Here is a 14,037-nt window from a genome sequence, read left to right as displayed (position 1 = left end):
TATCTTACTAATTGAATATCAACTAATTACAATAATCAACAAGCTATTAACGAATTATTTACTTGGAAGAGGAAACTTAACTTTTCATCTCCGTTGGGGTAAATCCGAACTCTTCCTTGAAAGCCGTACTAAACCAAGATGGATTCGTAAATCCAACTTCATAAGCTACTTCTGATATATTCATATCTGGCTCTTGCAGCAGATCTTTGGCTTTCTGCAATCGGATGGACCTAATAAAAAGTGCTGTAGATTTACCCGTGATAGATTTCAATTTTCGATATACTTGAGATTCACTGAGCAGTAATTTTTTTGCTAACAAAGGAGGTCCAAAAATGGAATTGTCCATATTCTCTTGAATATGCTTAATAGCCTTTTGTACAAATAAAGCATCTGGATCATGTAACTTTTTCCTCATAAAAGCCTCTACACCATTCTTACTTAATTTATCTAATATTTTCTTTCTAGTCAATAACAACTGGTCAATTCTCGTGAAAAGTTCTGGCTTAGAAAAAGGCTTCGTTAAGTAGGCATCAGCGCCATGGGAATATCCTGCTAATTTATCTCTAGTTTCGACTCTTGCAGTCAATAGAATAATTGGAATATGATCAGTTGTGCTATCATTTTTTAGGTATTCACATACTTCAAAACCATTTTTCCTAGGCATCATCACATCACAAATAATGATATCCGGCTGATGCTCTAAAGCCATTTCGATACCTTCTTGTCCATCTTCTGCATGAATCGTTTCATATTTATTTTCTAAGCATGACATCAAGTAAGTGGCTACATCCTTATTATCCTCTATGATCAAAGCAAGCTCAGCATGCTCCTTCTTTAATCTATGAGTAGACTGACCTTCGATAATTTTATTAGTTATATCATTCTTAGAATTCCAATGATGAATCTGAACCAACTCTGCATGATTCGTAATCGGAATTGTAACGATGAATTCTGAACCAAGACCTACACGACTTTTCACTTCTACTTTACCTGACATTAGATTGATTAATTCCTTGCATAAAGCTAAGCCGACACCTGTTCCACCTCCTTCTAATTGATTATTCCCCACGTTATAAAATCGCTCAAAAATATAAGGCAGATCCTCTTCTGAAATTCCATCACCTTCATCTTTTATTTTAATAACTAAATATGGCTTTTCGTTCTCAAGAGTTCTCTTAAGATGAACGATGATCTGGTCGCCTTTCTTAGAATATTTGATAGCGTTAGCTACCAGATTTGTGATGATCGCACCTAGCTTTTCCTCATCATAATCCATTAACAGTGACTGATCTTCGTTGTAACAAACTAGATCCACCCCTTGAATAGCAGCAAGCGACTTTAGGCTTTCCAGATTATATTTGATAAATGTCGATACATCTGCTTGAATCAGGTGGAGTTTCATTTCTCCATTCTCAATTTTGGAAATATCTAATAACTCATTCACCAACTTCAGCAGATGATTACTATTTCTTTGAATCATATCTAAATCATGCTTCGCATCATCTATTTGCAGAATTTCTTCTTGATCGTATAATTTCTGAGTCATTCCTAAAATGACTGTTAACGGTGTACGAAATTCATGAGTGATATTCGTGTAGAAATGAGATTGGAACTCATTAAGCTCTTTCAATTTAAACGCTTCGTCTTCCTTTCTTTTTTTATTCAATTGAAGAATATAAAAAGTATATAGAATACTAGAAAATAGGAGAACGTAAAAGACAATAGCCCACCATTTCAGGTACCATGGCCAGAAAATCCTAAAGGCATAAGTAGTTATCTCTTCACTTTGCTCTCCTGAATTATTAAATGCAACTACATTAAAGTTATACTTCCCTGGCTTTAATCCTGGATAGGAAGCAGACGTGGAAGTGGTCGGCTTACTCCACTCATGGTCAAGACCTTCTAATTTATAAGAAAATTTATTTTTCTCATTATTAGAATAACTCGTCGCAACAAAATTAAATTTTAGGAAATTTTTATTGTAGGGTAATTTTAAATGATAATCACCCTTATTTTTGCTTGCCAGAGCATTATAATATGGATTTATATCCATCCTCCCTTCGAAGAGCTGCACTTCTTTCACATATACTTGAGGTTTCACCTTATTAACAGGCATATTATAAATAGGAAAGGTGGTAATTCTTGTATTTCCAACAACATACATTTCTCCTTCCTTCGTCTCTAATAAGTCAATGTGCGTCGTTGCCATATGTTCCCACCCATCATATTCATCGTAGCTTCTAATAACATCCTCATTTTCAATATTCTCAATGGAGCAAATTCCATTTTGAGAAAATGTCCATATTTTATTCAGCGTATCTAAGTGGAGATTGAGCACCATATCTGATAGCATTCCATTTAGCTTATTCCATTGTTTTTTAATTATAAAATCTTCTCTTCCGTTCTGTTCAAGATGATATATTCCGTGACCTAAGGTGCTTAATAACAAGCCACCATTTCTATCTGATATCGCCGCTGAAATAATTGGAGCTTCTTGATTTCTAAAAATAGGAAGTCGCTCTAGTGAATGTAGTTTTATTTCATATACATCACGATCACTAATGGCCCAACACCTGTTTTCAGTAGTACATACAACATTTAAAAACCTAGATGTAATACCCGGATTCTGGTTTGAATAAAAATTTTTTAATATAATCTCTCCATTGTTATAAGTAACCTTACTAATACCATTCTCACCTCCACACCATATTCTTCCATACTGATCCTCGTTTACAAAAAAGAGCGTTTTATCAACAAGCCCAGAGTTTTCATCTATTTTGCTAATTTTTCCATTATCGTTTAGAATTAATCCACTCATACTTGTCGCATACCATAAATTTCCATTTCTATCTTCCGTAATGGCCTCCGTTACAGAATTAAATGCAGCAGGTATCTCGTGGCTTAACCGAAAACCATTTCCTTCAATTTCTAATAAATTCTTTTTACTAGAACCAATTATGATTTTACCAGACTGTAGTTGGGTTATACTATGATTTGATTCTAAAAGAGCATTTGAAGTACCAGACCAAGACTGGAAGTAATTAGGTGATACTTTAAATAAATATCCTTCAGCTGCAATCCATAAGTTTCCTTCTCGATCTTGAAGCATTTCTCGTAAATATAAATTATCAACATTCTTAAGATCGGAAAGGGTATCACGCCCATTTTTATCAATTTTTATAAGATCTTTGGTGGTAAGAAATATCAAACTAGAGTCCGTTCTACTTGAAATGGATGTATAAACATTCATTATCAATTCAATTGAATTAGCATTTTTCTTTCTTAAACCCAGATTTTCTCCACCCCAATAAACACTATCTGGATGAATAGCGTCAATGTTAGAAACTTTGACTATTGATTCATTAGTAGTCCAAAGCGGTATAAGGGTATCATGATCAATTCTACCTAACATTCTATCCAATCCCAGCCAAATATTACTTTCATCATCTTCAGTTATTTCCCACACTCTTCTATCAATAAGATGTGATTCCCAAAAACTTGAATCAATCAGAAGTTTTTTATTGAAGCTTTCATCTTTTAAGAGCTTTTTTCTTTCAATGGGAGAAATAGAATAAGGGATAAAATCCACACCACCAATCATAAGGTTATCTCCTGAATCAATGTATAATCGATTGATAGGATTTTTATAGATTGTTGTTGGCAAAAATACTTCACCATCAAAGTAAAAAAGACCATTAACTCCTGCTGCCCAGATTACTCCATCTCCGTCTTCTACGATATCAGAAATGTTAGCAATCAAATTACTATCAGCATAAACGAAATTTTCAAAATCGACTCCATCATACTTGCTAATCCCTGTTGCCGTTCCCATCCAAATAAAACCATCCTTATCTTGGAATAATTTCGTTATTTCTACTGATGCAATTCCCTGACTCGATGTGATAGAATGAATCTCATATTTAGGCAAGTCGATTTCTTGAGCATAAACTTGATGTCCTAAAGCAAGGAAAAAAATCAGGATTAATAATTTGAGATTATTGAAACTCACCAGTTAATAATTTAGACTTTGATATGAAGTTGAAAAAAAACGAACGATCATTTTTAAATTTGAAATTTCACCAAAATTGGTATCTAATCATAGATTAACTACTTCAGCTACTTACGGAAACCAATTGAATAAAACCATTTTAAGCAAAATTTGCCTTTAATAAAAGTTCTGCTCTGAAAAACGAAAACCACCGTAGATGCATAACATAATCAACTGTAAATGAATTTAATATAATTATTTTATAAGTCTTATTGCATGATTACCCGATGAAATAAGTGATTCGGTAAGGAATAAAGAGGTTTAATACCAAATACTTGAATCTTCCTCAATCATAGTTTTATAATTTGATCAAAAAAAATACAGTTCATTTCGCAATTAATTTAAAATAGATATTTATTCTAAACATGGGCAACACTAGTGAAGTAGAATCTACAAATTCCAAAGTCTCAACCTCTAAGGCCAATGCTAATAATGGCAACGAATCTGAAGGTATGACATCATTGTTTCCACCACCGCTACAATTCAAGGGAGCGCCTAATGAACCGAAAGAAGAAGACGGTGAGGAACCTGAAATACTAGGCCTATTTGGTCTTGAATTGAAAACATCCAATCAACTAGGAGCTCTATATTCATACTATGCTCATGAATTACAAGTTCTTGCTCAGCAAATAGGCTCTAAAGGTGTACTTCCCCCGTCTTACGATATGGCTAAATCTGGAATCCTTGATGTTCTTGCTCCTCACTATCTCAATCTTGGTGAGAAGGAACTGACCCCGCAGGATTTAGAAGACCTTAAAATCAACTTAAAAGATATTGAAAAAACCAAAGCCGATTTAGACAAACAGCTCCTAATTCAGAAAAGGAATAACCTAGAACATAATTATTCCGCACTTCGTGAACTTGCCAATGTGAAAATAGATGCTAAAACAAAAGAAGCATATCGACTAGCGTTTCTCAATGATGACACAGAAGCAACTAGTAAAATTGGCACATTGATATTTACCCTGAATAGTGTTTCTTCTGAAATTAATGGAAAAATAGGTACCATCAACAAAGTTCTCCAAAAAGTGAATAAATACATTGACATAGATGATGCGGTCGCACTTATGAGTAACATCGGAGAGCTTACTGGCGACCTAGCAGGTGCATTTGGAAAAATAAGTGGCTTGTATAATAAAGTGACTTCCGCCATGAATATTCTGTCTAAACTATCCCAAAATAATGATTCTTATACCAATGCTAAGAACGGAATTGCATTAATGTCTGAAGGCGCGGGTGCCGTGTACGGATACATCCCAGGTGCTGGATGGTATGGAGATTACATCACTTCCTCCGTCAATATTATTTCTGGTCAAATGGATTACATCAAAGGAAAAAGCATGGAAACAGAAGGAAATTTCAGAAAGGCGTTTGATTCCAAAAAGAAAGATCCTGCCTACTATAGCCATTCCCCTGGTGGTGCACCTGTATTCCTTTTCATGCAAAAAGTGATGCGAGCTCGCTCTCCACAAGACATTAAAACCAAAGACATCAATAAAAATATTACTAGCTTCTTCGAAGATCAAAATGAAGGTAAAATCAACAAATCAATGGGTAAGTCTAAGGATAATAAAATGCCTGTTGATCATGGAATCTTCAATGATACTTTAGATAAGGAAGCATTCAAAGAATACATTTTCAAGAATAAAAAACAAATGTGGTATATGTTATATGGAAGTGAAGACATCGAAAAAGCAACGGCTCCCTAGATTAGATTATAGACTATTGTATCCACAAGACAACTTCCATTACCCTTGACATTAGTACATAAAAAAAGCCCTGCTTTACAGCAGAGCTTTGAATATATTTCTGTATTTACTTAATCTCTATTTAATATAGATAGCAATCTCAATATCTCGATATACAACCATACTAGCGTTACCAACAATCCCATTCCTGCAAACCATTCCATATAACTCGGCATCCCAGCTTCTTCCCCTTTCTCGAAGAAATCGAAATCAAGCAATAAATTCATTGCCGCAACTCCAATAATTACTAGACTAATACCAATTCCAATTGGACCACCAGTATGAAGAAATGGAATATTTATTCCCATAAATCCAAGCACCCATGACAATACATATACTAAAAGTATAGCACCTGTTGCCATCATAATCCCTGATCTTAACTTTTCAGTTACTTTAATAACACCTGTTTTATATAAGATTAACATTGCTAGTAAAACACATATTGTTGCACTAACTGCTTGTATAATTATACCACCAGTCTGAGCAGCATATAAAGCTGAAATCCCACCTACAAATAAACCTTCGAAAGCTGCATACAACGGCGCAGCAATAGGGGATGTTTTAGGCTTAAAACTAGCTACTAGCACAGCAACTAATCCAGCTATAGCTCCTCCCCAAATAAACAATGGTGATGGATTCGCATAACTATAAAATGCGGTTACCATTAATATTCCAGTCAATAAAACCGTCTTATTTATAGAACCTGCTACAGTCATTCTCTCAACGCCAGTATAGTCTATCGTCTTGCTATTATTATAAATAGTCTCTTCTTTCAACATGGGATTATTCCCACCAAAAATTCTCCTTCTAGACATTATTTTATTTTTTTCTTCTAATTAAATTAACAACTTAAGTACATCTTTAAGTTCCTGTCAGATTTCATTTTACTTCAAAATATGGAGCAAAACAATTCCCGAATAATTACTTCTTATATCTTTTAATCGCTTCCCTTATTTGTTCTCTCCGATTTTCTGGGCTAGGGTGTGAACTTTGAATTTCTGGAACCCTAGAACCACCTGAAGCTGCTTCTAATATATCCATTACTCCGATCATCGCTTCTGGATCATATCCGGATTCTAGCATTAATTTTACTCCCCAGTTATCTGATTCTAATTCTTGATCTCTTCCATATTTCATATTGGCATAATTCCCAACTACATTAGCAATTTGAGCCATGGTGGCATCACCCCCAGAACCAATTAATACACTTTGGATGATCCCTTGAATGAATCCCGTCTTCGCCATTCTTTCAGCACCGTGCCGCTCTATGACATGACCTATTTCATGTCCCATAATTCCAGCTAGTTGATCTTCATCTTCTAACTTATTAAAAAGAGCTGCCGTTATGAAAGTTTGTCCACCAGGCAACGCAAAGGCATTAACAACATTCGGATCAGCAAGCAAGTGAAATTCATATGGATATTCAGACAATCTTCCTGTCGGTGTATTCACCAATCTCTCTCCTACTCTATCTAAATAATCTTGTGCTCGTTGATCAGGATGCAAGCCACCGTATTGCTGCGCCATCTGTGGTGCAGACTGAATACCCAAGGCAACTTCCTCCTCTGTACTCCATTGTACTCGCTGAGTTTCCCCTGTAACTGGATTCGTCTGTGTATTTGTAAAATACTTGAAAGCTTGAAAAGCCGCCATTGCAAGACCAATGATAAGCATCAGCTTAAATCGGCTAGTTCCTGCCCCTCTTCCATTTCTACTATATGGATCACCGGTTCCACCGTAGTATCTTCCTTGTTTACTTCTATTTCCTAACATAATTTTACCCTATTGCATGTTTTACTATTAAAAACAACATGTATACAAATGCGAGTCTAATCGAATAATCGATATCTGGAATTTTCTTAACGAAGTAACAATAAACAACAACCGGAATACACGCTATTGCTATTGCAGCCAGTGGTAATCCTACGACCTGTGTTACATACATTAATATAGATTCTTGGTCACCCCAAGGATAAATTACATAGGCGATAACCATCATAATAACAATCATTAGCCAACTACTCCATTCTGTTCTAAAGTCCATTATTTAACTCGTTCAGTTACTTAAATGATAATTTGTTTCGAAAAGTTCTATGAATATATCGAATCTGGACGAATTCAAGTAAAAATTCGCCTAAAAGTCAAATTAATTCGGGGTTTCATGGTCTTCGAAGATTTAGGAATCTGATGTTTCCAATATTTTTGAGTCTCATCTTTCATAATCAATAAACTTCCATGCCCTAATTTTATACTTTCCTTGAGTGGTTTCGATTTATGTTTCAAATGAAATACTCTTTCCTGACCTAAGCTAAGTGAAGCAATAATTGGCTTAGGACCCAATTCTTTCTCATCGTCGCTGTGCCAGCCATTGCTATCTTGGCCATCACGGTATAAGTTTAGCAGCACTGAATTAAAATCTTCCCCTGATACTTTAGAAATCCTATCTCGTAGTTTGAGCAATTCTGCAGTCCATGGTAAGGGTTTTAGGTCAATGTTAGAATATGAATAAAAAGCATTTTCGTCGCCATACCAAGCCTGCATTCTTGGAATATTATATTCTTTCCCGAAAAATTTAATTTTATCTGACCTCCATTTGATATGAGTATAAAGAAAATCGAGTAAGTAATTAGCCTCCTCATCATTTAAAAAATCAGATTGATACTCCACATTGCCATCAGACATATTTAACGAATACCTCATTGTTCTTTATCTTATCCCTTAATGATTAAATGTCGTCATGAACATAAGCATTATGGCACTTATTGCGAAAATATGACGTTTTAATGATAATTCTCTTAAAGAATTTATTTTATTAAATACCCAAAAAAGAAGAAATAACCTTAAGAGAAGCTAATCCATACGCTTAATTATCCTATAACGGAGAAGTGCATAGAATTCAATTCGATGCACTTTTTTAATTTATAAGCTCAACAAAAAAAGGCCACTACGAAATTCGTAGCAGCCTTTGTATCTTTAAAGTAAACTTGCTAATTAAAGCGCGTTAACCATTTTAGTCAATTTTCCTTTAAGGTTTGAAGCCTTATTACTATGCCAGTTTCCTGACTTAGCTAATTTATCAATCATACTAATTACTTTTGGAAGGTATTTAGCTGCTTCATCCTTAACCTCCATTTCCCGTAATTTTCTAATTGCGGTTCTAGTAGATTTTTTATAATATCTATTACTGATTCTTTTTACTGAATCTTGTCTTATTCTTTTCTTAGCTGACGCATGATGAGCCATAAGTATCTTATTTTTTTAAATTGGAGTGCAAATTTACAATAAATATCTAATTAAACAATAATAACTGCAAATATTTCTACTAAATCTATGGAATGGCATTATCTTGGCAGATATTTTGAAAAATTCAACTAAATAGTAAATACGTACGTTATTTTAGAATTGATAAACAATCTAATAAATTATGTCAGATTATTCTTATGTTTTTAATGCCCATCCAACTTATATTGAAGATATGTATTCAAAGTACCAATCTGATCCGGCAACAGTGGATCAAGCTTGGCGTACTTTCTTTGAAGGTTTTGATTTTGGGGCGAGTGCGAATGGGAATGGTGCAATAGAAACTGCTCTTGGGAGTAGCAATACCACTAAAGAGTTTGGAGTTCTTTCCATTATCCACGGATTCAGAAGTAGAGGACATTTATTATCAACTACTAATCCGATTAGAAGTCGAAGAGATAGAAGACCTCATCTAGACCTTAGTGATTATAACTTAGAGGAGTCTGATCTTAATAAGGTCTTCGAAGCTGGTGGTGAGATTGGAATGAAAAATGCCACTTTGCAAGAAATCATAGATCAACTTAGAAAGGTTTACACCAGCGATCTTGGAATCGAGTATGCTCATATCGAAAATAAAGAGAAAAGAATGTGGCTTCGGGATAAAATCGAAGGCAGGAACCTTGAAAACGATTATGGTTTATCTTTAGATAAGAAAAAACGTATTCTTGAAAAGCTAAACGGGGCAAGTATATTTGAGAAATTCTTACATACAAAATATGTTGGTCAGAAAAGATTTTCACTAGAAGGAGGAGAGACTACGATAGCAGCATTAGACGCCATCATTAATACCGGTGCAGCTGATAAGGTACAAGAGGTGATTATCGGAATGGCTCACAGAGGAAGATTAAATGTTCTTGCGAATATTATGAATAAAACTTACGAAACGATCTTCAGTGAATTCGAAGGTACAGCTGTTCCGGATTTAAGTTTCGGGGATGGTGATGTTAAGTACCACTTAGGGTATTCTTCGATGGTGGAAACACCTTCTGGAAAAACGGTCCACCTAAAGCTTACACCAAATCCTTCTCACTTGGAAGCTGTGAATACAGTGGTCGAAGGTTTTGCTAGAGCGAAAGCAGACATTTTATACGGAAGTGATTATGATCAGATTCTACCGATCCTAATACATGGTGACGCTGCTGTGGCAGGTCAAGGAATAGCTTTCGAAACAGTGCAAATGAGTCAGTTAGCTGGTTATTACACGGGTGGAACAATTCATTTTGTAATTAATAATCAAATTGGCTTTACAACTGATTTTGATGATGCTAGATCTTCTACTTACAGTACAGCAGTAGCGAGTATCGTTCAAGCTCCAGTTTTTCATGTAAATGGAGATAATCCTGACGCTGTTGTTTATGCATCAGAATTAGCAACTGAATATCGACAGTTATTCAACAACGATGTCTTTATCGACATGGTTTGTTATAGAAAACATGGACATAATGAAGGAGATGATCCGAAATTTACGCAACCGCAGATGTATGAATTTATAAACGATCATAAAAACCCTCGAGAAGTTTATGTTGATAAATTGACAGCGCACAACGCTGTCGACAAAGACATGGCCGAAAAGCTTGAGGCTGAGTTCTGGGCAACACTTCAAGATAGATTAGACCTTATCAAGGAAAAGGACTTACCGTATAAATACCAAGAGCCAGAACAAGCATGGCGATCGCTTAAGAAAAAGACAGACGCCTCAGATTATAAGATTTCTCCTAAAACTGGAATCACTAAGAAAAATATAGATAAGATATTAAACCATCTTATGACCGTTCCTGATGATTTCAACCTTTTAAGTAAAATTAACAGACTTCAGAAAGGAAAGAAAAAATTACTAGATCAGAACAATTTAGATTGGGCATTAGCTGAATTATTAGCCTATGGATCGATCCTATTAGAAGGAAAGAATGTCAGAATGAGTGGGCAGGATGTTAAGAGAGGAACTTTCTCTCATAGACATGCTATATTTAATGATGCGAAAACTTTCAAGGATTACAACAGACTTAGCAATATTTCTGAAGATCAAGGAAGATTCATGATCTACAATTCTCTGCTTTCAGAATTTGGAGTGCTGGGATTTGAATATGGGTATTCACTCGCTACTCCAGAAGCTTTGGTTCTTTGGGAAGCACAGTTTGGAGATTTTGCTAATGGTGCTCAGACGATATTTGATCAATTTATTAGTGCCGGTGAAAGTAAATGGCAACGAATGAGTGGAATCGTGATGTTACTTCCTCATGGATATGAAGGACAAGGCCCTGAACATTCAAGTGCAAGACTTGAACGTTATCTTTCTGCATGTGCTGAAAACAATCTTACTGTTGCTAATATAACTACACCAGCTAACTTCTTCCACTCACTGAGAAGACAACTGGAAAGACCGTTTAGAAAGCCACTTATCATTATGTCACCTAAGTCACTTTTAAGACACCCATTATGTGTTTCTGATAAAGATGAATTTAGTACAAATAATCGATTCGAAGAAGTATTAGTTGATCATGAAACGGTTGCTAAAACCAAAAGGGTTTTATTGTGCTCAGGAAAAATCTATTATGATCTACTAGAAAAGAAATTAGCAGATAAACGAAATGATGTAGTACTAGTAAGACTAGAGCAATTATATCCATTTCCTACAGATAAAGTCAATGAATTATTTGATAAATACAAAAAAGCAGAATTCCTGTGGGTACAGGAAGAGCCTAAAAATATGGGAGCTTGGTATTTCATCCTCAATGAACTGAGAGATACAAATATTCAATTAGTCTCTAGAAAAGCTAGTGCATCGCCAGCAACTGGATTCAAGAAAGTTCACGACAAAGAACAGGCAGATATTTTAGCTAAAGCATTAGGTTAAATACATATTGGATTACATCTTGGTTTTCTTCTTTTGAGGAATGCCAAGGTGTAATTCTACTTTGAATTTTACGCTAACCTATCATTGATTAATACAATTGCGTAAACACAAAGTGCTACGTTAATCTTAACCTAATAAGAAGTTCAAGAAAATATAATCGGTAATTCTTTTTAGAAGATATTACAATACAAATTCATCGTAGCTTAAACATTGATCAAAACCCTTTTTAGCAAAATAAGCTTTGACATCTTCGCTATCCATTTCAGAAGCTGCTAAAACAAAATCTCCACCCCAAGCGCCTAGTGATTTAATTTCGCCATTAAAATCAGAAAAATGAGTAGACTTGCAAGTTTCCAGCTTAAGTGCTTTAGAAACCATTAATTCATTTTCGGCAATCAACTTAATGAAACCTTTAAGAGATGTACACCTTTCCATTTCTGTGGCCATCTGATTAGATTCTTTGACAAACTCTGCCTTTTTCTTTACCGTTTTAGAATAGTACTTAATTCCATCTTCGGAAGATTGCTTTTTGCCTAAGTGCACGAAATGAAGGTGTTTCTTGAAACTAGGGTTATAGTCTATTTCTTCCCAGTTAATGGTTCCGTCTTCTAATTTATAATAAATAGGACCATCTGCACCTGCACAAGCGACATCATAACCAGAACCATTACTATTTTTAAAGTGCAACAATAAAGGATGAACATCCGCCCACTGAGCGACTAAATAGGTAAGTGTAGAACTGGAACCTAAACCCCAATTATTAGGAAACTCAAGTCTTGTTTCTACTTTAAATCCGTTCCACTTGGAGAGAAATTCTGAATTTAAACGAACGGCATTCTTAAGAAGTTTTTTTAACCGTTGAGCTGTTTCTTCATCTGTTGTTTTGATTGCGGCGAAATCAAACAAAGAAATTTTTGCTGAAAACCACTCTTCACCCAAATGATCATACGCTTTCCATACAATATCGGATCCTTTATTCTGCTTGAATGTTAAAGATTGACCTTTCTTCGTCGGTAAAGCTATCGCCTTAGCGCCGTCTAATACTGCATATTCCCCAGTTAGCAGTACTTTCCCGTGAGCGTAATAGTTACCTTTGATGTCCGTAGGTTTTCGTTTAAAAACTAATGCGAACGAAGGTAATAAATATAAAAATATTATATATTACTTTTTTATATTTATTTTATTTTTAACATATCTATCCTAATTGATTTGAATTTATGTCAAATCAAGAAATATAATTCAAGCATACAGAAATAGGAATATGCTATATTTCGAAATACGAGCACATTCCGAAATATAAAACGCTTTCAACTTATACTCCGTCTTGTTTAGCGAAAACTCTCCTTAACAAGTCTGTACTTCTAGCATTGATATTTTCTCTGATATTCAACTCTTCTTTCTCTACTCTGTCAAACAGACCAGAGAGTGCTTTCTCCGTGATGTATTGCTCGAGTCTCGGATTCATTTTCTGTACAAATGGAATTTTGTTATAAGCATTTACAGCATCCTCCCAATAATCTAGAGCATTATATTTATTTAATGCGGTTATAATCACCGGCTCGAATTCACCTACTAATGGATTATAAGTTTTCTGATTCAAGTAAGATGTTGCGGCATTTTTCTCACCTAGCAATATACCCATTGCATCATTAATTGTCATAGAGGTAATGGCATTCACAAAAATTGGACTCGCCTTTTTCACCGCTTCTTCTGCCGATCTATTTATTTTCTCTAAAATAATCTCTTCTACATTACTGAATCCCGGAATCATCTGTAACTTAGATACGACGTTTTGCGCTTCTTCTGGAAGTAAAATCTTATAAGAAGTCTTATAAAAACCGTCCGTTTTAGACAAATAAGTCACACCTTTTTCTACACCTTGGCCTAATGCTTCCTTTAGTCCTTTTGCTATTTCTTCTGTTGATAATTCGCTTGTTACAGAACCAGCAGCATCTAATATTTTCTGCATAGTAGCTTGATCACACGAAGACATGGTAAACAGCATTACCGTAAATAGTATTATTTTTTTCATTCTATTATTTTATTGTATAACCCCAAAAATCGGAATTTATTCGTTATCTAAATCT

10 protein-coding genes are annotated in these 14,037 nt (G+C 34.9%); 2 read left to right on the top strand and 8 right to left on the bottom strand.

All coding sequences use genetic code 11. From position 1 onward, the window contains the following. Nucleotides 1-76: 76 nt before the first annotated feature. Complete coding sequence (locus tag L2586_RS00655) at nucleotides 77-4,009, bottom strand: hybrid sensor histidine kinase/response regulator transcription factor (protein ID WP_235290825.1); 3,933 nt, start codon at nucleotides 4,007-4,009, stop codon at nucleotides 77-79. A gap of 404 nt (nucleotides 4,010-4,413) precedes the next feature. Between L2586_RS00655 and L2586_RS00650 the strand changes: the two genes are divergently transcribed. Continuing rightward, nucleotides 4,414-5,757, top strand: coding sequence for a hypothetical protein (locus tag L2586_RS00650; RefSeq protein ID WP_235290824.1), 1,344 nt, complete (start codon nucleotides 4,414-4,416; stop codon nucleotides 5,755-5,757). Between the two features lie 110 nt (nucleotides 5,758-5,867). On the opposite strand, the gene L2586_RS00645 is transcribed toward L2586_RS00650, so the two are convergent. The 5 genes from L2586_RS00645 to rpsT form a co-directional block, all read right to left on the bottom strand. Beyond that, nucleotides 5,868-6,611, bottom strand: coding sequence for a Bax inhibitor-1/YccA family protein (locus tag L2586_RS00645; protein ID WP_235290823.1), 744 nt, complete (start codon nucleotides 6,609-6,611; stop codon nucleotides 5,868-5,870). A gap of 106 nt (nucleotides 6,612-6,717) precedes the next feature. Then, nucleotides 6,718-7,569, bottom strand: coding sequence for a M48 family metalloprotease (locus L2586_RS00640; RefSeq protein ID WP_235290822.1), 852 nt, complete (start codon nucleotides 7,567-7,569; stop codon nucleotides 6,718-6,720). A 4-nt stretch (nucleotides 7,570-7,573) separates the two neighbouring features. Continuing rightward, nucleotides 7,574-7,840 carry a hypothetical protein gene (locus L2586_RS00635; protein ID WP_235290821.1) on the bottom strand — a complete coding sequence of 89 codons (267 nt, stop codon included), beginning with the start codon at nucleotides 7,838-7,840 and terminating at the stop codon, nucleotides 7,574-7,576. Between the two features lie 74 nt (nucleotides 7,841-7,914). Then, nucleotides 7,915-8,496 (bottom strand): alpha-ketoglutarate-dependent dioxygenase AlkB family protein, encoded by a 582-nt coding sequence (locus tag L2586_RS00630; RefSeq protein WP_235290820.1) that lies wholly within the window; start codon nucleotides 8,494-8,496, stop codon nucleotides 7,915-7,917. Nucleotides 8,497-8,787: 291 nt separating this feature from the next. After that, the gene (gene rpsT / locus L2586_RS00625; RefSeq protein ID WP_235290819.1) at nucleotides 8,788-9,039 is read right to left on the bottom strand and encodes a 30S ribosomal protein S20; all 252 of its coding nucleotides are present in this window, start codon (nucleotides 9,037-9,039) and stop codon (nucleotides 8,788-8,790) included. A 181-nt stretch (nucleotides 9,040-9,220) separates the two neighbouring features. Between rpsT and L2586_RS00620 the strand changes: the two genes are divergently transcribed. Further along, nucleotides 9,221-11,950 carry a 2-oxoglutarate dehydrogenase E1 component gene (locus L2586_RS00620; protein WP_235290818.1) on the top strand — a complete coding sequence of 910 codons (2,730 nt, stop codon included), beginning with the start codon at nucleotides 9,221-9,223 and terminating at the stop codon, nucleotides 11,948-11,950. Nucleotides 11,951-12,130: 180 nt separating this feature from the next. Here L2586_RS00620 and L2586_RS00615 read toward each other — a convergent pair whose 3' ends face one another. Continuing rightward, a complete protein-coding gene (locus tag L2586_RS00615) occupies nucleotides 12,131-13,048 on the bottom strand; it encodes a GYDIA family GHMP kinase (protein ID WP_284283782.1) in 918 nt (305 codons plus the stop codon). A gap of 214 nt (nucleotides 13,049-13,262) precedes the next feature. Then, on the bottom strand, nucleotides 13,263-13,982 hold the full coding sequence (locus L2586_RS00610) for a DUF4197 domain-containing protein (protein ID WP_235290816.1): 720 nt from the start codon (nucleotides 13,980-13,982) through the stop codon (nucleotides 13,263-13,265). Nucleotides 13,983-14,037: the final 55 nt, after the last annotated feature.

The organism is Portibacter lacus, from assembly GCF_021533215.1.
GTDB lineage: Bacteria > Bacteroidota > Bacteroidia > Chitinophagales > Saprospiraceae > Portibacter > Portibacter lacus.
This window is presented reverse-complemented; position numbering and strand designations above follow the sequence as displayed.